Genomic DNA, 20,155 nt, shown 5'->3' on the forward strand with positions numbered 1-20,155 from the left:
CATTTATCTTCAAAACTATGCTGCCGACTGAGCAAAATTTATATAATATTTTTGTACTTTGCTTTCTTTTGATAAACGCGATTGACCGTTTACATAAAATTTTAAGCTTTTAGTTTGAAGGACATTGATATTCGTCAAGAACTTATCTTCTATGAAGATTTTTCCAAATACTGAACCCTTGAAATGTTATTGGATATGAGATAAGGAAAAGACTACTATCATTTTACAAGGGAATACGTGTGCAGGTATATCCAGAGAGGACCAAGAAGTCCTCTCTTTCTTTATGTTTAATGTGCTCAAAAGGTTCTTTATTCTCGATTTGTCGTCTACTTGTGTACTATAAAAATGGAAAAGTTTTGGCTATCATGCTATAATATAACTAGAAACTTTTCCGAATAAATAGATAGGGAGTATTTCTCGATTACTTTATTCGGAGGAGAGTAGATGACAAAACGCCGTCAGGCAGTCAGTCCTATGGCTGACATTATTGCAAAAAAGATTTTCAATGACCATGAAATCACCATTGATTTCATCAATACTTTTCTAGGGTTTCGCCCCAAGTCTGTTCAGATTTTGAATGGAACCATTGCGGATGTGAAAAAAGAAAGGACTAGTCACTTTAGTACTACGGTGGATATTTTGGCTCGTATGGATGATGGAACACAAGTCATCATTGAGATACAGGTTGCCTATCAAAATAGTTTTATCAAGCGCTTATGGACCTATTCCTGCCAACATTTGGTTAAGGACTTGCCCAATGTTCGTGACAAGGTCACGCAGACGCATGATATGTATGATAAAATTTCTCCGATATATTCGATTGCCTTAGTGGCCAGTAAGTATTTTGATGATGACCAGCCGATTCACAGTTTTGTACTGACTGAAAAAGATGGGGGTCAAGTCTTGGAATTGCCATTTGGCGAACATGAAGAATTGAGAAAACCATTTGAAATGGTCATTATTGAACTGAAAAAATTCCGCAAAGGTCAGCTAGAGAAAAATCAGCGCCAATGGATAGAATTTTTCGCCAACCGAGCATTTAGTCAATCTACATCAGATGTTATTGAAAAAGCAGAACACCTGCTGGATAGAAACACATGGACAGAGGAGGAAATTGAAATGGTAAATCAATGGTTACGCAATGCTTCCAACCACTTTGGCGAATTGGAAAGCTCCTACATACGTGGTATACGGCGAGGTAAGGAGGAAGGCAGAGCAGAAGGTTTAGAAGAAGGCCTGGAGAAGGGTTTGGAGAAAGGTCGTATAGAGGTCGCCTATCAAATGTTGCGTGAAGGTTTTTCGTATGAACTGATTGAAAAATTGACCGGTCTATCTTCAGATCAAATCAATCAACTGTCACAAAATCATCAGGTTTAAGAGGAAATCGAAATGGTAGATCAATGGTTACGTAATGCTTCCAACCACTTTGGCGAATTGGAAAGCTCCTACATACGTGGTAGACGGCGAGGTAAGGAAGAGGGTAGAGCCGAAGGTTTAGAAGAAGGTTTAGAAGAAGGTTTGGAGAAAGGTCGTATAGATGTCGCCTATCAAATGTTGCGTGAAGGTTTTTCGTATGAAATGATTGAAAAGTTGACCGGTCTATCTTCTGTACAAATCGATCAACTGTCACAAAATCAACAGGTTTAGGAGAAAAATACAAAATATATGAAACATTACGACTATCTAGTTGTAGGTGCTGGTTTGTTTGGTGCAGTTTTTGCCCATGAAGCAGCTAAAAAAGGCAAAAAGGTCAAGGTGATTGAAAAACGCGACCACATCGCAGGTAATATCTACACCAAAGAAGTAGAAGGCATCCAGGTTCATGAGTATGGTGCACACATTTTCCATACTTCTGAAAAGGAAATCTGGGACTATGTCAATCAATTTGCGGAATTCAACCGCTACACCAACACACCAGTTGCCAACTACAAGGGTGAGATTTACAATCTTCCATTCAACATGAATACCTTTAACAAGCTCTGGGGTGTGGTCACTCCCGCAGAAGCAGAAGCTAAAATTGCAGAGCAGCGTGCTGTGTTAGGTGGAAAAACACCTGAGAACTTGGAAGAGCAAGCTATTTCCCTTGTAGGTACAGACATCTATGAAAAATTGATCAAGTCATATACTGAGAAGCAATGGGAAAAACCATGTACGGAACTTCCAGCCTTTATCATTCGTCGCCTGCCAGTGCGTTTGACTTATGACAACAACTATTTCAACGATACCTATCAAGGTATTCCAATCGGTGGTTACACACAGATTGTTGAAAAGATGTTGGCTCATGAAAATATCGATGTGGAGACAAACGTTGACTTCTTTGCCAATAAGGAAGAATACTTGGCAAGCTATCCAAAAGTTGTCTTTACAGGTATGATTGATGAGTTCTTTGATTATGAACTGGGTGAATTAGAGTACCGTAGTCTCCGTTTTGAAACGGAAGTCTTGGATATGGAAAACTACCAAGGTAATGCGGTTGTTAACTACACTGATAGCGAAACACCTTATACTCGTATCATCGAACACAAGCATTTCGAATTTGGTACACAAGAAAAAACCATTATTACACGCGAGTATTCGAAGACTTGGAAACGTGGAGATGAGCCATACTATCCAGTCAACAATGACCGCAACAACAAACTCTATACTGCCTACAAACGTCTTGCAGAACAAGAAGAAAATGTTATCTTCGGTGGTCGTCTCGGTCACTATCGCTATTACGATATGCACCAGGTTATCGGAGCTGCCTTGCAGTGTGTGAGAAATGAAGTGAAGTAGTGGGATAGCTGGCAGGGTAGTATGCACTGGCTGATTTCTTATATAGTAAAGTGTACAGCCTGATATCGTCGATTTTTAAGTGATGCATCAATTGTTCATCACACAAAGCAGATTAAAATCCCAAAGTGTAGGCTTTGGGATTTGTCTTTATTGTTTAAATTTCTTTAAAATTGTAGCAAGTATGTCTTGTTCTTCTGGGCTTAACACAGAGAAAATCTGACCGACATGATCATAGTGTTCTGGTAGGATGGCTTCGATGGTCTGGCGTCCTTTTTCTGTCAGAGCAATCAGGGAGGCACGACGGTCGCTTGTGTCACTGGTTTTATAGACATAGCCATCTCGTATCATATTTTTGATGACGACTGTCATATTTCCAGATGTGCTGAGGAGTTTATCAATCAAGTCTTGGATGCGGAGGTTTCCCTTGTTGTAGAGGGCTTCCATGACTCCGAATTGACAGACGGTCAGTCCGTATTTTTTGATGGTTTCTAATTCTGATTTTGAGATGGTATTGGCAGCACGCCTAAAAACAACTAGGCTATGTAGTGCATGTTTATTTTCATTTAAAGATTGTTCAACAGTTTTCATGAGAATATTTTAGCAATAATTCGTCGGATAAGCAAGTGAAATGGGAAGTTGGGGTCTGTAAAATTCTTATTCTATCGCTGAAAAAATGGAAATCTCCTGTAACTTGTAGTATAATAGGACTACTATGGAAAAAAAGATAATTCAACTGTTGGAGTGGATGGCATCGAAGGCTGGTCAGTTGGTGCTAGGCTCTTTTATCCTCCTCAGTGTTGTAACTTTTTCAATTTTTACTATTTGGGATATTGCTAGGGCCCCTTTCAATAGTGCGCGCAGTCAAGCAGTCGCAGTGGCTGCAGAATATGCAGATCTGCAAACGGTAAGCAACTTCTCTATTTACAATGGAACCGAAACTTATTTTAGTGTACTCGGTGCCAATAGTCAGGGCGAGGAGATTGCAGTGCTGGTTCCAGAGACTTCTAGCACAGTCTATGTCTATCCTTTGGCTCAGGGGATTTCACAAGAAGAAGCGCAAGCGATTGCCAAGGAAAATGGTGCAGACCAAGCAGAGCGAACTATTCTAGGATTTAGGGATGGCAAACCAATTTGGGAAGTCAAATCTGGGACAGCTTATTATCTAGTAGAGTTTGAAACAGGAAGTTTTGTCAAGAAGGAGGGCTTATGAGCAAGCTATCAAAACGTGTCTTAGAAATGGAAGAAAGTGTCACGCTAGCAGCAGGTGCACGGGCCAAGGCTTTGAAAGCAGAAGGACGCGATATTTTAGAGCTGACCTTGGGTGAGCCAGACTTCGTCACACCGAAAAATATTCAAGAAGCTGCTATTCAGTCTATCGAAAATGGTAAGGCGAGTTTTTACACGGTAGCTTCTGGTCTTCCAGAGTTGAAAGACGCAGTCAATACCTACTTTGAGAATTTCTACGGCTACTCCATCGAACGCAATCAAGTCGTTCTTGCGACAGGTGCTAAGTTTGTTCTTTATGCCTTCTTTGCGGCAGTCATCAATCCTGGTGATGAAGTGATTATTCCGACACCTTACTGGGTATCCTATGCTGACCAAATCAAGATGAACGAAGGCGTGCCAGTCTTTGTCACTGCGACAGAAGAACACAATTTCAAGGTAACAGTTGACCAGCTGGAAGCAGCTCGGACAGACAAGACCAAGGTCCTCTTGCTCAATAGTCCGTCCAATCCGACTGGCATGATTTACAGTCGTGAGGAATTGGAAGCTATTGGAAATTGGGCTGTGGAGCACGATATTCTCATCTTGGCAGACGATATTTACGGTCGTTTGGTCTATAATGGAAATAGCTTCACACCGATTTCAAGCATTTCAGAAAGCATTCGTCAGCAGACTATTGTGGTCAACGGTGTGGCTAAGGCCTATGCTATGACAGGTTGGCGGGTTGGATTTGCCGTTGGTAATCCTGAGATCATTGCGGCCATGAGCAAGATTGTCGGACAGACGACATCGAACTTAACAACTGCTGCTCAGTATGCGGCCATTGAAGCCTTTACAGGTCCGCAAGATACGGTAGAAACCATGCGTCAGGCCTTTGAAGAGCGGCTCAATACCATTTATCCTTTGCTGGCAGAAGTCCCAGGTTTTGAAGTGATCAAGCCAGAAGGTGCCTTCTATCTCTTCCCGAATGTCAAAAAGGCTATGGAAATCAAGGGTTACACAGATGTGACTGAATTTACCACAGCCATTTTAGAAGAAGTGGGAGTGGCCTTGGTGACAGGTGCAGGTTTTGGAGCTCCTGAGAATATCCGCCTCAGCTATGCGACTGATATGGACACGCTTAAAGAAGCAGTGGCTCGACTACACACATTTATGAAAAAATAAAAAGAGGAAAAATAATGTCTAGAAAATTGATTACTATCAACCAAGTAAAAGATTATGTCGGTCAAGAAGTGACCATTGGTGCCTGGGTTGCTAACAAATCAGGTAAGGGCAAGTTGGCTTTCTTGCAGTTGCGTGACGGAACAGCCTTCTTCCAAGCTGTTGCTTTCAAGCCAAACTTCATTGAAAAATTCGGCGAAGAAGCAGGTGCGGAGAAGTTCGATGTAGCAAAACGCCTCAGCCAAGAAACGTCTGTCTATGTGACAGGGATTGTCAAGGAAGACGAGCGTTCTAAGTTTGGTTATGAGTTGGATGTGACAGACCTTGAAGTCATTGGTGAGTCACAAGATTACCCAATCACACCGAAAGAACACGGTACGGACTTCCTTATGGACAACCGTCATCTCTGGTTGCGTTCGCGTAAGCAGGTCGCTATCCAGCAAATCCGTAACGCCATCATCTATGCGACTTACGAATTCTTTGAAAAGAATGGCTTTATCAAGTTTGATAGCCCAATCTTGTCTGGAAATGCGGCAGAAGATTCAACAGAATTGTTCGAAACAGATTACTTTGGTCAACCAGCATATCTCAGTCAATCAGGTCAGCTTTATCTTGAAGCTGGTGCTATGGCACTTGGTCGTGTTTTCGACTTCGGTCCTGTTTTCCGTGCGGAAAAATCAAAAACTCGTCGTCACTTGACTGAGTTCTGGATGATGGATGCCGAGTATTCATTCCTCAGCCATGAAGAGTCACTTGATTTGCAAGAAGCTTATGTCAAAGCCTTGATCCAAGGTGTTATCGACCGTGCTCCACAAGCCTTGGAAACTCTGGAGCGTGATGTGGATGCTCTCAAACGCTACATTGCAGAACCATTCAAACGTGTGGCTTATGATGATGCCATTACCCTTCTGCAAGAACATGAAGCTGATGAAGATACAGACTACGAGCACATCGAGCATGGAGATGACTTTGGCTCACCGCATGAAACCTGGATTTCAAACTACTTTGGTGTACCGACTTTCGTTGTCAACTATCCAGCAAGCTTCAAGGCCTTCTACATGAAACCAGTTCCTGGCAATCCAGAGCGCGTGCTCTGTGCGGACCTTTTGGCGCCAGAAGGCTACGGTGAAATCATCGGTGGTTCTATGCGTGAGGACAATTACGATGCCTTGGTAGCCAAGATGGACGAGCTCGGCATGGACAAGTCAGAATACGAATTCTACCTTGACCTCCGCAAGTACGGCTCTGTGCCACACGGTGGTTTCGGTATCGGTATCGAGCGTATGGTAACCTTCGTTGCCGGTACAAAACACATCCGTGAAGCCATTCCGTTCCCACGTATGTTGCACCGCTTGCATCCGTAAGCAAATCAATAGATATACAAACAGACTACAAATGTGGTCTGTTTTTTGAGTGTCCATTGACATTATGAACAAATTGTTTTACAATGTATTACAAGAAGAAAGTAGGTGGAATGATGGGAATTGTATCCTTGCGATTAAATGAAACAGAAGAGGAAATTTTCAGAAGCTATGCCATTCATACTGGAAAAAGCCTGTCTGAGCTATTCAAAACTGCACTTGCTGAACAGATAGAAGACCAGTTGGACTATGAAATTGGTATCAAGGCCTTGAAGAAATTCCAAGAAAATCCTGTTACACACTCGATTGATGATGTTCTTGCGGAGTTAGAAGATGGCCTATAAACTTGTTTTCAGCGATGATGCCTTGAAGCAGTTGAAAAAAATGGACAGGCATGTGGGGCTGATGCTTGCTAAGGATTTGAAAAAACGTTTGGACGGTTTGGAAAATCCAAGACAGTTTGGCAAGGATCTGGTTGGAGACTATAAGGGGCTGTGGCGGTATAGAGTGGGGAATTACCGTGTGATTTGCGATATTATTGATAACAAAATGGTCATCCTAGCTCTTGAAATCGGGCATCGTAAAGAAATCTATAAAAAGTGAAGCTCTAGAAAACTAGATTAGAAATAGCCAAACAGACTACAAATGTGGTCTGTTTTCTTATGAAAGGTGCTTGTCGGAACAGTCGGGGAGATTTTGCCTTACAAGAGAGCTATGCTGGGCTCCTTTTAGCACTTTAGTATGCTATAATAGACTTAGAAAGAATAAAGGAGATTGACAGATGAAAACCATTCATACAGATAAAGCGCCGGCAGCTATCGGTCCATACGTACAAGGTAAGGTTGTAGGAAATTTCCTCTTCGCTTCTGGTCAGGTTCCCTTGTCACCTGAAACGGGCCAAGTGGTTGGGGAAACCATTCAAGAACAGACTGAGCAGGTCTTGAAAAATATCGCAGCGATTTTAGAAGCGGCTGGCACAGACTTTGACCATGTGGTTAAAACGACTTGCTTCCTCAAGGATATGAATGACTTCGTGGCTTTTAATGAAGTCTATCAAACAGCCTTTTCAGCAGATTTTCCAGCTCGATCAGCGGTGGAAGTGGCGCGTTTGCCTCGTGATGTCAAGGTTGAAATTGAAGTGATTGCAGTAGTAGAGTAGAAAGTAAAGGAGGGAATGTCATGTCAGACAAACTCCATTTAGTGATTGTGACAGGGATGTCGGGTGCAGGTAAAACAGTAGCCATCCAGTCTTTTGAGGATTTGGGCTATTTTACCATTGACAATATGCCGCCGACCCTTCTGCCAAAATTTTTAGAATTGATTCGCCACAGCCAAGACAATAATAAGATTGCCTTGGTGGTAGATATGCGGAGCCGGTCTTTCTTTTCAGAAATTCGAGAAGTCTTAGATGAGATTGAGGCGGCAGAAGATTTGGATTTCAAGGTCTTGTTTTTAGATGCGACGGACAATGAACTGGTAGCACGCTACAAGGAAACCCGTCGGTCTCATCCTCTTGCAGCAGATGGTCGGGTCTTAGACGGCATTCAGCTAGAACGTGAACTCTTGGCTCCCCTGAAAAATATGAGCCAGAATGTCATCGATACGACAGAGCTGACGCCTCGTAATCTGCGGATGGCCATTTCAGAGCAGTTTGCTAGTCAAGACAACCAACCATCCTTCCGTGTGGAAGTCATGTCTTTTGGTTTCAAATACGGTTTGCCCTTGGATGCGGACTTGGTTTTTGATGTGCGCTTCTTGCCTAACCCATATTATCAAAAAGAATTGCGGAATTTGACTGGTCTGGATGCTCCTGTTTTTGACTATGTCATGGACCACCAGGAATCGGAAGAATTTTACAGCCATCTTATCGGCTTGATTGAACCCATTCTGCCCGGCTATCAGAAGGAAGGAAAATCTGTCCTGACTATAGCTGTTGGTTGTACGGGCGGTCAACATAGAAGCGTTGCTTTTGCCAAACGCTTGGCAGATGATTTGGAGAAAAACTGGATTGTCAACCGTAGCCATCGTGATAAGGACAGACGGAAGGAGACGGTTAACCGCTCATGAGAAAGCCAAAGATTACAGTGATTGGTGGGGGAACGGGAATTCCGGTTATCCTAAAGAGCCTGCGGGACAAGGATGTGGACATTACGGCCATCGTGACCGTAGCAGATGACGGAGGTTCTTCGGGTGAGATCCGTCAGGCCCTGCAGGTAACGCCACCGGGGGATTTGCGCAATGTTCTCTTGGCTATGTCAGATATGCCCAAGTTGTATGAACAGATTTTCCAGTACCGTTTTGCGGATTCGGATGGACCACTGGCTGGGCATCCTTTGGGCAATCTCATCATCGCTGGGATTTCCGAGATGCAGGGTTCGACCTACAATGCTATGCGGCTCTTGACCCGCTTTTTCCATACGACAGGTCGGATTTACCCTTCTAGTGAACAGGCCCTGACCCTTCATGCCGTTTTTACCGACGGTACCGAGGTTTCTGGTGAAAGCAAAATCGCCAAGCACAAGGGCATGATTGGTCATGTCTATGTGACCAATTCTTACAATGATGATGAGCCCAAGGCCAGTCGTCAGGTGGTTGAGGCTATTATGGAGAGTGATATGGTGGTCTTAGGACCAGGTTCCCTTTTTACATCCATCTTGCCCAATCTTATGATTTCGGACCTTGGTAAGGCTCTGAAAGAAACCAAGGCGGAGGTCACCTATGTCTGCAATATCATGACCCAGCGTGGTGAAACCGAGTTCTTCTCAGATGCCGACCATGTGACCGTCTTGAATGGGCATCTGGGTGAGAAGTTTATTGACACTGTTTTGGTCAATAGTGAGCCTGTACCACACGACTACATGAATACCCACAAGTTTGACGAATACTTGGTGCAGGTCAAGCATGACTTTGCTGGCTTGCAAGAGCAGACCAAGCGCGTGATTTCTTCCAATTTCCTTCGTTTGGAAAACGGCGGAGCCTTTCATGATGGTGATTTGGTGGTAGAAGAGTTGCTCAAGATTTTGCAGGTGCGGTCATGAGTTTTACCATAAAAGTCAAAGAAGAACTCTTGATCCAGTCCAGTCAAAATAAGAGTGAACTGGCAGCCATAATCAAATTGTCTGGCAGTCTGGGGTTGGCTTCAACTGGTCTGACACTTTCCATCTCGACAGAGAATGCCAAGATTGCTAGACATATCTACGAATTGTTCCTGCATTTTTATCAGGTAAAAGCAGAAATTCGTCACCATCAAAAGCCCAATCTCAAGAAGAACCGTGTCTATGCGGTTGTCATTGAAGATGGGGTCAACGACATCTTACATGATTTGCATCTGGCGGATAGTTTTTTTGGCTTGGAAACAGGGATTTCTCCCCTGGTCCTTGAAAATGATTCTTGGAGCCAGGCCTATCTGCGAGGGGCATTCTTGGCAGCAGGTTCTGTCAAGGACCCTGAAAAGGGACGGTATCAGTTAGAAATTGCCTCGGTTTACAGCGACCATGCCCAGGACTTAGCTAATTTGTTGCAGAAATTTCTCTTGGATGCCAAAGTTATTGAGCGAAGCAAGGGAACCATCACCTATCTGCAACGGGCAGAAGATATTATGGACTTTCTGTTGGTGATTGGAGCAGAAGAGGCCAAGACAGAATTTGAAGATATCAAGCTCTTGCGCGAGGCTCGAAATGACCTCAACCGTGCCAATAACGCTGAAACGGCAAACATTGCTAAGACGGTCAATGCCAGCATGAAGACCATCAACAATATCATCAAAATTATGGATACCATTGGCTTGGATCAGTTATCGGGTGACCTGCAAGAGATTGCCCAACTCCGTATTCAGCATCCAGATTATTCCATTCAGCAGTTAGCAGATAGTTTGACGGTGCCCATTACCAAGAGTGGCGTCAATCACCGTCTAAGGAAAATCAATAAGATTGCGGATGATTTATAGTTTCTAGCATTTCTATCATTTTCAAATTGGGAATCGAAACACTATGGCAGTCATTATCACTATTCCATATTTGAAGTGGAATCTTGGGTAAAATAGGTCTATTATCTAATATATAAGAAAAACATATCTAACAAAAACTAGGAATAGGTCACTTGCCTACTCCTAGTTTTTTGTTTTAAAAATGGAAATATATTTTGTCATCTAAAACTTATTCTTTACTTGTGTGTCGCTTTCCAAGATTGAGTGCTTGCTCTTCTGACATCTCAATAACTCTAGAGAAATTAGTGTTTGCTGGCATATTTTCCTTTGAGTACCAATAAACATCCGCATTCCCATTCCTAGCGACATAAACGATTGGTGCAAGTTCAGTAGCAGGTTGAGTAGTTTGCGGGCTCTCACTTGCTTGTGATTCAGCAGTTGTGCTAGAGGGACTAGGTTGACTACTTTCTTCAGTTGGAACTAGAGAGGGAGCTGCAGTACCTTTCAAATAATCTATTGTTGCATTTTTAGAGTAATTATCTAAGATGACAGTTGTAATGCCATACCCGTCGATTGATTCTTTCGGACTTCCTAAGGTTATGTTTATCAGATTTCCTGTTTCATCCAAACCAACATACTGAAGCGAGATTTGTCTAGGTATCAATTCATCTCCAGTATAAATCGGAGTTACTTTATAATCTAACCAATAATGAGGATGATTTGCCAGCCAACTATCCAGACGGTTTTCATAGTAAAGCATACCTTCAATATTGCTATCATCCGTTCCCTTGTAATTTCCGCTATTGGTCCAAGCGGTCAAAGGTACCAGATTTTTGCCTTCATCGGTAAGTCCACTAAATTGGTAGCCAATTAAATGTCCTCTGTTGAAAAGCCAGGATTTCTTACCTTGATTTCCAAAGGTCATTTTATAGTTATGCCATCCCACAGGAGTAAATTTTATTCGCGGTTCTCTCTGTTTTTTAGGTTCGTCCTTATCCTGAAGTTGAATATGAGCCGAGGTTGCTCTGCCTAAAGGATCAAATTCTCCGAGAACAATTTGTTTAGTTCCATTGAACCTAATCAAATGTAAGCTACTGTAGTCAATAGGATCTTGATTTGCCTTAACAGTTAAGCCACTTATAATAAATGAGAAAAGAGCGAGTATTACGAATACAATTCTTTTCATATGAAATCCTCCATGAAAATAGTATAACATAAGAAGTTGATAAAATGCTTGGAAATGGATACATTCATTGTCAAACACTGTAAAGTTGATTAATAGCGAATAGAAGCCTGAACGCTCAACGTCTAGTGCGGACAATAATTGATAATAGGTTAATTTTCATAGAAAAAGTTCCTTTTGGGCTGTTTTTTCTTTTTAAGCTTGCCTACAATCATTGGTACATCAAGTTAATATATGTTATAATTGTGATAGAATGTTTGGATAGGGGGAGCTTGAAAATGATCAGCCGTGAGCAGTATAGCTATCTTAGGAGCCATCCGACCTTTGAAAACCTGACACGAGATAGCTTTGACCAGCTAGCCAAGCATATCCGTTTTCGAAAGGTTCCCAAAGGACAGATATTTTTTTATGCCCAAGATCCGAGGGATTATTTATTTGTCTTACAGAAGGGATATGCTCGGATTGAGCAGTATGATGAAACAGATAGTTTTTCTTACTTAGACTATATTCGACAGGGCGGTGCTTTTCCTTTGGCTGATATGTTCCAAGATAAGCCCTACCACTATACTGCGATTGCCATCACTGATTTGGAATGTTTGATAGTGCCCATGGGCTTGTTTGAATCCATGTCGAAAATCAACCCTCGACAATTGGTGTATATTTGCCAAAAACTATCTAAAATCCTGGGTTTTCAAGAACTGCGCCTGCGTAATAGTATGCGCTCTAAGGCTTCGGAACGGGTTGTTCAGGCTCTAGCCCTACTCTACTGGGATATGTGCCAACGGGATCAGCTGACTAGCTTGCCATTTGATATTCATATTCAGGAAATTGCTCGACTTGCTGCGACGACGAGGGAAACGGTCAGTCATGTCTTGAAAGAGTTAAAGCAGGAAAAGAGGATTGCCTATCGACGAAAAAACTTGACTTATTTAGATATTGAGTATTTTTTAGCGAATTTGACGGAAACTTATTGAAGTTTTCGTTTTTTCTTTTAATTTTTACAAAAAATAAAAATTCACATAATGATATAGACAAATAGAAATATGCATATTGTGGTGGGTAATATCGATATTTACCCAAAAATAAGGAGAAAAATGTGATGAATTTCTCAAAAAAATGTGAACGTTTTCAAGTTTTTATTTGTCTTCTTTGATAGACTGTAGATGTCAAGGAAATATAGTCTTTTAGTTTACTTTTAGTACTAGGCAACGAGCTGTAGGCTGTACTGAAGTACGGCAAAGCGAGTTAACGACGTAATAAAAGAAAAACTAAATGACGATACATGTGGAAAGCGTACGGTCTGCACTATTTCCAATCAAGTCATAAATATAATAGGAGGATAAATCATGTCACATCATCCAATCCATGTCTTTTCAGAAATTGGTAAGCTGAAAAAAGTTATGTTGCACAGGCCAGGTAAGGAAATCGAAAACCTGATGCCAGACTACCTCGAACGTCTCTTGTTTGATGATATTCCTTTCCTAGAAGATGCTCAAAAAGAGCACGATGCCTTTGCGCAAGCCCTTCGTGATGAAGGGGTAGAAGTTCTCTATCTGGAACAATTAGCTGCGGAATCATTGATAACGCCTGAAATTCGTGAACAATTTATTGATGAGTATCTTGACGAAGCCAATATTCGTGGTCGTGCTACCAAAAAAGCCATTCGCAAACTCTTGTTGGCTATTGAGGATAACAAGGACTTGGTAGAAAAAACCATGGCTGGTATTCAAAAAGCAGAATTACCAGAAGTCCCTGCTGAAGAAAAAGGGTTGACAGATTTGGTTGAATCTTCTTACCCATTTGCGATTGATCCAATGCCAAACCTTTACTTCACACGGGATCCATTTGCGACCATCGGTAACGCGGTATCTCTCAACCATATGTATGCGGAAACCCGTAACCGCGAAACCTTGTATGGTAAGTATATCTTCACCTATCACCCAGACTATGCAGGTAAGGTTCCTTTGGTTTATAACCGTGAGGAAACAACCCGTATTGAAGGTGGTGACGAGCTCGTTCTATCTAAAGATGTTTTGGCAGTTGGTATTTCACAACGGACCGATGCAGCTTCTATTGAGAAACTCTTAGTAAACATCTTCAAACAAAATGTTGGCTTCAAGAAAGTATTAGCCTTCGAATTTGCTAATAACCGTAAGTTCATGCACTTGGATACTGTCTTTACCATGGTTGACTATGATAAATTCACTATTCACCCAGAAATTGAAGGAGATCTTCGTGTCTTCTCTGTGACTTATGAAGATGAAACACTTCACATCGAAGAAGAACATGGAGACTTGGCAGAGTTGTTGGCAGCGAACCTTGGTCTTGAAAAAGTAGAGTTGATTCGTTGCGGTGGGGACAACATTGTCGCAGCAGGTCGTGAGCAGTGGAATGATGGTTCCAATACTCTGACCATTGCACCAGGTGTGGTTGTTGTTTACAAACGCAATACGATCACCAATGCCATTTTGGAATCCAAGGGTCTTCGTTTGATTAAGGTCAGCGGAAGCGAATTGGTACGCGGTCGTGGTGGACCACGTTGTATGTCTATGCCATTTGAACGGGAAGACCTCTAAGAAGAGGAATGAGTTAAAAAGAAACATAGGAGAAAAACAATGACAAACATTTTTAAAGGCAGACACTTCCTTGCAGAAAAAGATTTTACTCGTGCAGAGTTAGAATGGTTGATTGATTTTTCAGCTCATTTGAAAGATTTGAAAAAACGCAACATTCCTCATCGCTACTTGGAAGGTAAAAACATTGCCCTCTTGTTTGAAAAAACATCCACTCGTACTCGTGCTGCCTTCACAGTAGCCTCTATTGACCTTGGTGCCCATCCAGAATATCTTGGTGCAAATGACATCCAGCTTGGTAAGAAAGAATCGACTGAAGATACGGCTAAGGTTTTGGGACGTATGTTCGATGGTATTGAATTCCGTGGTTTTAGTCAAAAAATGGTGGAAGAATTGGCAGAATTCTCTGGTGTGCCAGTATGGAATGGCTTGACAGATGCATGGCACCCTACTCAAATGTTGGCTGACTACTTGACCGTCAAAGAAAACTTTGGCAAATTGGAAGGTTTGACCTTGGTATACTGCGGTGATGGTCGTAACAACGTTGCCAATTCACTGTTGGTAACAGGTGCCATCCTTGGTGTCAATGTTCATATCTTCTCACCAAAAGAACTCTTCCCTGATGAAACAGTTGTAGCATTGGCAGAAGGATTTGCTAAAGAATCTGGAGCGCGTGTGCTTATTACTGACAATGCTGATGAAGCAGTCAAAGGCGCAGATGTTCTCTATACAGACGTTTGGGTATCCATGGGTGAAGAAGCAAAATTTGCAGAACGCGTTGCCCTCTTGAAACCATACCAAGTCAATATGGAATTGGTGAAAAAAGCAGACAATGACAATCTTATCTTCTTGCACTGCTTGCCAGCCTTCCATGATACCAACACGGTTTATGGTAAAGATGTTGCTGAAAAATTCGGCGTAGAAGAAATGGAAGTAACAGACGAAGTCTTCCGCAGCAAGTATGCTCGTCACTTCGATCAAGCTGAAAACCGTATGCACACTATTAAAGCGGTTATGGCAGCGACTTTAGGGGATCCATTTGTTCCACGTGTGTAATACTCTTCGAAAATCAAACTCATACGTTGTTGCCTCGATTTGATGACTGAAAAACTCCAGTGGAGGTTTTCAGCCTGTTCCCTTGAAGTATAAAAGGAACGGAGTTCTATCTTCATATGTAGAAACGAACTTCGCTCGCTCCATTTCTAACCTCCAAAGGTTCCTCGAACCTTTGGAGCAAGTCTGATTTTGATTTTCATTGAGTATATTCTCTAGTCATCGCACCTCCTGGGGCTGTAACCCAGCCCCTTTTCTTAGATATAAAAATGAAAGCGATTTCTATGATGTGAAAGAGAGGCGAAAACATAAGATATGACCAATCGTAAAATTGTAGTAGCCTTGGGTGGCAATGCTATTTTATCTTCCGACCCATCGGCTAAAGCCCAAAAGGAAGCCTTGGTACAAACTGCCAAGCACCTTGTTAAACTAATCAAAAATGGTGACGACTTGATCATCACGCATGGTAATGGTCCTCAAGTCGGAAACCTCTTGCTCCAAAACCTGGCAGCTGATTCAGAAAAGAACCCAGCTTTTCCACTGGATAGCTTGGTAGCTATGACAGAGGGCTCCATTGGTTTTTGGTTGCAAAATGCCTTGGAAAATGAATTGATCAAGGAAGGCATTGAAAAAGATGTAGCTTCCGTCGTTACCCAGGTTATTGTTGATAAAAATGACCCGGCCTTTGAGAATTTGACCAAACCGATCGGACCATTCTACACAGAAGAAGAAGCCAAAGCAGAAGCTGAAAAGACTGGCGCAACCTTCAAAGAAGATGCCGGACGTGGCTGGCGCAAAGTCGTTGCTTCGCCAAAACCTGTAGGAATCAAAGAAATTGGTACCATTCGTACCCTTCTCAATGCAGGTGAAGTGGTCGTAGCTGCTGGTGGAGGTGGTATCCCAGTTGTCCAAGAAGCAGATGGCACATTGACAGGTGTGGAAGCTGTTATCGATAAGGACTTTGCTTCTCAATGTTTGGCAGAATTGGTTGATGCAGACTTGTTTATCGTCTTGACAGGCGTAGACTATGTCTTTGTTAACTACAATGAACCAGACCAAGAAAAATTAGAAACTGTTACCGTAGCTGAATTGGAAGAATACATCAAACAAAATCAATTCGCACCTGGTTCCATGCTACCGAAAGTTGAAGCAGCTATTGCTTTTGTAAACAATAAGCCGCAATCAAAAGCAGTCATTACCTCATTAGAAAACTTAGGCGCTTTGATTGAATCCGATAGCGGTACTATCATTGTCAAAGGCTAAGTAGCTGTATGTATCTTTGAGGCTTCTATTTGTTGATGTACTCTGCATGAAAATATAGTTTTTAAACTAGACGGGTTATTTATTGATGGAGTTAGGGGAGTGGAAGTATTGATAGTCCTACAAGGGTTCCCTTTAATCGAAACATGAAGGTCTGGGCTTCTAAGCTCCCTCCCCTCTCATCCATTTCCTATCAAGTATCTATCTATAAGCAATGATTTCAGATAATAGACTGAAGGAGATAGACATCTCTTGAAGATAGGTGGATATTTGATACGGTCATTTCGGATACAAGATTACTTTAAAAATATTATAGGAGGTTTTTGCGATGAGCGAAAAAGTGAAAAAAGGCTTTAAAATGCCTTCGTCGTATTCTATTTTGATGCTCATTATTGCCTTTATGGCAGTTATGACATGGATTATTCCAGCTGGTCAGTATGAGAAAGACGAAGCTGGGAAATTTATCACAGGCACCTATCAGGCAGTAGCACAAAATCCACAAGGGATTTGGGATATTTTGATGGCACCTGTTCGGGCTATGTTGGGTCACGGTGATACCAGCAAGGCTATCGACGTTGCCTTCTTCATCCTGATGGTTGGTTCCTTCTTGGGCGTGGTCAATGAAACGGGTGCGCTTGATGTGGGGATTGCCTCTATCGTGAAACGTTTCAAAGGCCGTGAAAAAATGTTGATTTACATTCTCATGCCTTTGTTTGCCTTGGGTGGCTCCACCTATGGTATGGGTGAGGAAACCATGGCCTTCTTCCCACTGCTAGTTCCAGTTATGATGGCGGTTGGTTTTGACAGTATCACTGGTGTGGCTATTATCTTACTTGGTTCTCAAATCGGCTGTTTGGCTTCTACTGTAAACCCATTTGCGACAGGTGTTGCTTCTGATGCGGCAGGTGTGTCTTTGGCAGATGGTATGATTTGGCGGATTATCTTCTTTATCGTCATTTTGGGCTTGGGCGTTTGGTTCGTTGCCAACTATGCTGAAAAAGTGCAAAAGGACCCAACTAAATCTCTCGTTTACAAACAACGTGAAGCAGATATGGCCCACTTCAATGTCAATACTTCAAAAGAAGAAGTAAATGCTGTCTTAACCCCTGCTCAAAAACGTGTTCTTTGGGTATTTGTCTTGACCTTTGTTGTCATGATTTGTAGCTTTATTCCTTGGGAAGACTTGGGTGTCTCTGTCTTTGCTGATTTCAATACTTGGTTGCTTGGCTTGCCAGGTATCGGTCAAGTCATTGGTAGCTCAACCTATCCATTTGGCTGGTGGTACTTCCCTGAAGGAGCTATGCTTTTTGCAGTAGCAGGTGTCTTGGTCGGTGTGGTCTATGGCATGGATGAAGCGCGTCTTGTCAAGGCCTTTATGAATGGTGCTGCGGACTTGCTCAGCGTTGCCCTTATCTGTGCAGTGGCGCGTGGTATTCAAGTGATTATGAATGATGGTATGATTACGGCGACCATTCTACATTGGGGCGAAGTTGGTTTACAAGGTCTATCTTCACAGGTCTTCATTATTTTGACCTATCTCTTCTACTTACCGATGTCCTTCTTGATTCCATCCACATCTGGTCTTGCAGGCGCATCAATGGGTATCATGGCACCTCTAGGCGAATTTGTCAATGTACCAGCTCATTTGATTATCACAGCCTTCCAAGCAGCTTCTGGTGTATTGAACTTGGTTGCTCCTACATCAGGTATCGTAATGGGTGCCTTGGCTCTTGGTCGTGTGGAAATCGGTACTTGGTACAAGTTTGTTGGTAAATTGATTGCAGCTATCGTCCTTGCCTCAATCGCTATCCTTGTCATTGCGACATTCTTCTAATCGAAAATCTGGGTCAGTTTCTATCTTTGAAGCAGATGAAATCTGGCTCAGTTTTTCCTTTTGTGATAGAATGGAATTAGTAAGAACAATAGTTTAATCTGTTGAAAGGAGTAACAATGGAAACAAGTTTTATTCAAACTACTCATCAGGAAGAGTGTGTCCAGGCTATTAAAGATTTGGTGGCTTTTCCGTCTGTCCTGCACGAACATCAAGCTGAGACACCGTTTGGTCAAGCTATTCAGGATGTTCTGGAACATACTTTAGCCATGACGGAGAAAATGGGGTTTAAAACCTATTTAGACCCTGCAGGCTATTACGGTTATGCAGAAATTGGTCAGGGGCAAGACTTGCTGGCTGTTCTCTGCCATTTGGATGTCGTACCTGCTGGTGATCTCAAGCAATGGAAGACGCCGCCTTTTGAAGCAGTCGTTAAAGATGGCTTCCTGATTGGTCGAGGTGTTCAGGATGATAAGGGACCATCTATGGCAGCCCTCTTTGCTGTTAAGGCTTTAATGGATGCAGGTGTTTCCTTTACCAAACGCATTCGCTTTATTTTTGGTACAGATGAAGAAACGCTTTGGCGGTGTATGAATCGCTACAATCAACTAGAAGAAGTAGCAACTATGGGCTTTGCACCAGATTCCTCCTTCCCTTTGACCTATGCGGAAAAAGGCTTGCTCCAGGCAAAATTACATGGACCGGGTCATCCTTGTTTGAATATCGAAGCTGGTACCGCCTATAATGTGGTTCCTGCCAAGGCTAGTTATTCAGGGCATTTGTTGGCCGGGATTATTGCGGAGTTAGACCAGCTCGGTTTTGACTACGAAGCAAAGGATGATCAAGTGACTGTCCTCGGTATTTCTCGTCATGCAAAAGATGCTGCGGAAGGTGTTAATGCCATTGTTCGTTTGGCCAAGGCTTTGGAACATTTTGAAAATCACCCTGCCCTTGATTTCATTGTCAATGCTATCGGAGAAGATGCCACAGGCTTCAAGCTGTTTGGTGATGTAACCGATGAGCCGTCAGGTACCTTGAGTTTCAATATTGCGGGCCTAACCATCAATGCCAAGAGATCAGAAATTCGTTTGGACATTCGCATACCAGTCACAGCTGACAAGGAAAAATTAGTGGAAACCTTACAAGCCAAGGCTCAGGAATGTGGTCTGACCTATGAAGAATATGACTACTTGGCAGCACTGTATGTTCCACTGGATAGCCAGTTGGTATCGACACTGATGTCGGTTTATCAGGATAAGACTGGTGATATGGTTAGTCAACCAATTTCATCAGGTGGAGCGACCTTTGCTCGTACCATGCCAAACTGTGTGGCCTTTGGAGCTTGTTTCCCCGATACAGAGCAGACAGAGCACCAGGAAAATGAACGCATGCCATTGGAAGATTTGTACAAGACAATGGACATCTACGCTGAAGCCATCTATCGTTTAGCAGCGGAATAACAAAAAAAGAGGCTGGGCAAAAACTAGCCGCTCACATATAAAAAAACGAGCAATTCCAATTAGGATTTGCTCGTTTTCCATTTCATGCTTTATAATTATAATAACGACAAAACAACTAGAAAGGCATGAAAATGTATAAACAGTATAACACAAATCAGTTAAGTTTGGAATTAAATCTTGCTTGGGATTTACCTGCAACGCATGAGGCTCGTCTGATTAGTCAGTTTGTGGATACTATTCCTTTATCCGTTCTATTAGAAGAAACTTCCCATACTGGTCGTCCAGCCTTTCATCCAGCCATGTTGCTCAAAATGACCCTGTTCGCCTATGCTCGCCAGGTATTCTCTGT

The 20,155-nt window shown here is 42.4% G+C and carries 20 protein-coding genes and 1 pseudogene; 19 read left to right on the top strand and 2 right to left on the bottom strand.

The annotated features are described in order from the left end of the window. The first annotated feature begins 444 nt into the window (after positions 1–444). From C1G57_RS01460 to glf, 3 genes are read left to right on the top strand one after another with little or no spacing between them, the layout of a single operon-like run. Positions 445–1,377, top strand: a complete 933-nt coding sequence (locus tag C1G57_RS01460; RefSeq protein WP_105113445.1) for an Rpn family recombination-promoting nuclease/putative transposase — start codon at positions 445–447, stop codon at positions 1,375–1,377. Positions 1,378–1,389: 12 nt separating this feature from the next. Next, on the top strand, positions 1,390–1,647 hold the full coding sequence (locus C1G57_RS01465) for a hypothetical protein (RefSeq protein ID WP_105113446.1): 258 nt from the start codon (positions 1,390–1,392) through the stop codon (positions 1,645–1,647). 18 nt (positions 1,648–1,665) lie between these two features. Beyond that, positions 1,666–2,775, top strand: coding sequence for a UDP-galactopyranose mutase (glf, locus tag C1G57_RS01470; RefSeq protein ID WP_105113447.1), 1,110 nt, complete (start codon positions 1,666–1,668; stop codon positions 2,773–2,775). Positions 2,776–2,922: 147 nt separating this feature from the next. Here the strand turns inward: glf and C1G57_RS01475 are convergent, their stop codons facing one another. Continuing rightward, positions 2,923–3,363: a MarR family winged helix-turn-helix transcriptional regulator gene (locus C1G57_RS01475; RefSeq protein WP_105113448.1), complete on the bottom strand. Its 441-nt coding sequence runs from the start codon at positions 3,361–3,363 to the stop codon at positions 2,923–2,925. Between the two features lie 124 nt (positions 3,364–3,487). On the opposite strand from C1G57_RS01475, the gene C1G57_RS01480 reads away from it, so the two are divergent. From C1G57_RS01480 to whiA, 9 genes are all read left to right on the top strand, one after another. Next, positions 3,488–3,985 (top strand): DUF5590 domain-containing protein, encoded by a 498-nt coding sequence (locus C1G57_RS01480; RefSeq protein WP_105113449.1) that lies wholly within the window; start codon positions 3,488–3,490, stop codon positions 3,983–3,985. Continuing rightward, a complete protein-coding gene (locus C1G57_RS01485) occupies positions 3,982–5,163 on the top strand; it encodes a pyridoxal phosphate-dependent aminotransferase (protein WP_105113450.1) in 1,182 nt (393 codons plus the stop codon). The genes C1G57_RS01480 and C1G57_RS01485 overlap by 4 nt, the downstream gene beginning before the upstream one ends. Before the next feature lie 14 nt (positions 5,164–5,177). Continuing rightward, positions 5,178–6,524, top strand: coding sequence for an asparagine--tRNA ligase (asnS, locus tag C1G57_RS01490; protein WP_014638198.1), 1,347 nt, complete (start codon positions 5,178–5,180; stop codon positions 6,522–6,524). Between the two features lie 113 nt (positions 6,525–6,637). After that, entirely contained in the window at positions 6,638–6,865 is a 228-nt protein-coding gene (gene relB, locus C1G57_RS01495; protein ID WP_105113451.1) for a type II toxin-antitoxin system RelB family antitoxin, read from the top strand. Continuing rightward, positions 6,855–7,124: a type II toxin-antitoxin system RelE family toxin gene (locus tag C1G57_RS01500; RefSeq protein ID WP_105113452.1), complete on the top strand. Its 270-nt coding sequence runs from the start codon at positions 6,855–6,857 to the stop codon at positions 7,122–7,124. The genes relB and C1G57_RS01500 overlap by 11 nt, the downstream gene beginning before the upstream one ends. 178 nt (positions 7,125–7,302) lie before the next feature. Next, entirely contained in the window at positions 7,303–7,680 is a 378-nt protein-coding gene (locus C1G57_RS01505) for a RidA family protein (protein ID WP_105113453.1), read from the top strand. A 20-nt stretch (positions 7,681–7,700) separates the two neighbouring features. After that, positions 7,701–8,588 (top strand): RNase adapter RapZ, encoded by an 888-nt coding sequence (gene rapZ / locus C1G57_RS01510; RefSeq protein WP_105113454.1) that lies wholly within the window; start codon positions 7,701–7,703, stop codon positions 8,586–8,588. Beyond that, positions 8,585–9,559: a YvcK family protein gene (locus tag C1G57_RS01515; protein WP_105113455.1), complete on the top strand. Its 975-nt coding sequence runs from the start codon at positions 8,585–8,587 to the stop codon at positions 9,557–9,559. The genes rapZ and C1G57_RS01515 overlap by 4 nt, the downstream gene beginning before the upstream one ends. Next, positions 9,556–10,467, top strand: coding sequence for a DNA-binding protein WhiA (gene whiA, locus C1G57_RS01520; RefSeq protein WP_105113456.1), 912 nt, complete (start codon positions 9,556–9,558; stop codon positions 10,465–10,467). The genes C1G57_RS01515 and whiA overlap by 4 nt, the downstream gene beginning before the upstream one ends. Positions 10,468–10,675: 208 nt before the next feature. On the opposite strand, the gene C1G57_RS01525 is transcribed toward whiA, so the two are convergent. Continuing rightward, positions 10,676–11,632 carry a DNA/RNA non-specific endonuclease gene (locus C1G57_RS01525; RefSeq protein ID WP_105113457.1) on the bottom strand — a complete coding sequence of 319 codons (957 nt, stop codon included), beginning with the start codon at positions 11,630–11,632 and terminating at the stop codon, positions 10,676–10,678. Between the two features lie 275 nt (positions 11,633–11,907). Here C1G57_RS01525 and C1G57_RS01530 point away from each other — a divergent pair, with 275 nt between their 5' ends. The 7 genes and pseudogenes from C1G57_RS01530 to C1G57_RS01565 all read left to right on the top strand — a co-directional run. Then, a complete protein-coding gene (locus C1G57_RS01530) occupies positions 11,908–12,603 on the top strand; it encodes a Crp/Fnr family transcriptional regulator (RefSeq protein ID WP_105113458.1) in 696 nt (231 codons plus the stop codon). Positions 12,604–12,975: 372 nt separating this feature from the next. After that, positions 12,976–14,205: an arginine deiminase gene (gene arcA / locus C1G57_RS01535; RefSeq protein ID WP_105113459.1), complete on the top strand. Its 1,230-nt coding sequence runs from the start codon at positions 12,976–12,978 to the stop codon at positions 14,203–14,205. Positions 14,206–14,244: 39 nt separating this feature from the next. Then, on the top strand, positions 14,245–15,258 hold the full coding sequence (gene argF / locus C1G57_RS01540; protein WP_105113460.1) for an ornithine carbamoyltransferase: 1,014 nt from the start codon (positions 14,245–14,247) through the stop codon (positions 15,256–15,258). Positions 15,259–15,570: 312 nt separating this feature from the next. After that, positions 15,571–16,518 (top strand): carbamate kinase, encoded by a 948-nt coding sequence (gene arcC, locus C1G57_RS01550; RefSeq protein WP_105113462.1) that lies wholly within the window; start codon positions 15,571–15,573, stop codon positions 16,516–16,518. A gap of 325 nt (positions 16,519–16,843) precedes the next feature. Next, positions 16,844–18,349: a YfcC family protein gene (locus tag C1G57_RS01555; protein ID WP_105113463.1), complete on the top strand. Its 1,506-nt coding sequence runs from the start codon at positions 16,844–16,846 to the stop codon at positions 18,347–18,349. Between the two features lie 116 nt (positions 18,350–18,465). Further along, a complete protein-coding gene (locus C1G57_RS01560) occupies positions 18,466–19,806 on the top strand; it encodes a dipeptidase (protein ID WP_105113464.1) in 1,341 nt (446 codons plus the stop codon). Between the two features lie 131 nt (positions 19,807–19,937). After that, positions 19,938–20,155, top strand: a pseudogene (locus C1G57_RS01565) (IS5/IS1182 family transposase); the annotation flags it as partial.

The organism is Streptococcus suis (assembly GCF_002960425.1).
Taxonomy (GTDB): domain Bacteria; phylum Bacillota; class Bacilli; order Lactobacillales; family Streptococcaceae; genus Streptococcus; species Streptococcus suis_S.

Bases quoted from the DNA above. Each gene is read 5' to 3' on its own strand.
- C1G57_RS01460 (WP_105113445.1), top strand. From the start codon at position 445: ATGACAAAACGCCGTCAGGCAGTCAGTCCTATGGCTGACATTATTGCA.
- C1G57_RS01465 (WP_105113446.1), top strand. From the start codon at position 1,390: ATGGTAGATCAATGGTTACGTAATGCTTCCAACCACTTTGGCGAATTG.
- glf (WP_105113447.1), top strand. From the start codon at position 1,666: ATGAAACATTACGACTATCTAGTTGTAGGTGCTGGTTTGTTTGGTGCA.
- C1G57_RS01475 (WP_105113448.1), bottom strand. From the start codon at position 3,363: ATGAAAACTGTTGAACAATCTTTAAATGAAAATAAACATGCACTACAT.
- C1G57_RS01480 (WP_105113449.1), top strand. From the start codon at position 3,488: ATGGAAAAAAAGATAATTCAACTGTTGGAGTGGATGGCATCGAAGGCT.
- C1G57_RS01485 (WP_105113450.1), top strand. From the start codon at position 3,982: ATGAGCAAGCTATCAAAACGTGTCTTAGAAATGGAAGAAAGTGTCACG.
- asnS (WP_014638198.1), top strand. From the start codon at position 5,178: ATGTCTAGAAAATTGATTACTATCAACCAAGTAAAAGATTATGTCGGT.
- relB (WP_105113451.1), top strand. From the start codon at position 6,638: ATGGGAATTGTATCCTTGCGATTAAATGAAACAGAAGAGGAAATTTTC.
- C1G57_RS01500 (WP_105113452.1), top strand. From the start codon at position 6,855: ATGGCCTATAAACTTGTTTTCAGCGATGATGCCTTGAAGCAGTTGAAA.
- C1G57_RS01505 (WP_105113453.1), top strand. From the start codon at position 7,303: ATGAAAACCATTCATACAGATAAAGCGCCGGCAGCTATCGGTCCATAC.
- rapZ (WP_105113454.1), top strand. From the start codon at position 7,701: ATGTCAGACAAACTCCATTTAGTGATTGTGACAGGGATGTCGGGTGCA.
- C1G57_RS01515 (WP_105113455.1), top strand. From the start codon at position 8,585: ATGAGAAAGCCAAAGATTACAGTGATTGGTGGGGGAACGGGAATTCCG.
- whiA (WP_105113456.1), top strand. From the start codon at position 9,556: ATGAGTTTTACCATAAAAGTCAAAGAAGAACTCTTGATCCAGTCCAGT.
- C1G57_RS01525 (WP_105113457.1), bottom strand. From the start codon at position 11,632: ATGAAAAGAATTGTATTCGTAATACTCGCTCTTTTCTCATTTATTATA.
- C1G57_RS01530 (WP_105113458.1), top strand. From the start codon at position 11,908: ATGATCAGCCGTGAGCAGTATAGCTATCTTAGGAGCCATCCGACCTTT.
- arcA (WP_105113459.1), top strand. From the start codon at position 12,976: ATGTCACATCATCCAATCCATGTCTTTTCAGAAATTGGTAAGCTGAAA.
- argF (WP_105113460.1), top strand. From the start codon at position 14,245: ATGACAAACATTTTTAAAGGCAGACACTTCCTTGCAGAAAAAGATTTT.
- arcC (WP_105113462.1), top strand. From the start codon at position 15,571: ATGACCAATCGTAAAATTGTAGTAGCCTTGGGTGGCAATGCTATTTTA.
- C1G57_RS01555 (WP_105113463.1), top strand. From the start codon at position 16,844: ATGAGCGAAAAAGTGAAAAAAGGCTTTAAAATGCCTTCGTCGTATTCT.
- C1G57_RS01560 (WP_105113464.1), top strand. From the start codon at position 18,466: ATGGAAACAAGTTTTATTCAAACTACTCATCAGGAAGAGTGTGTCCAG.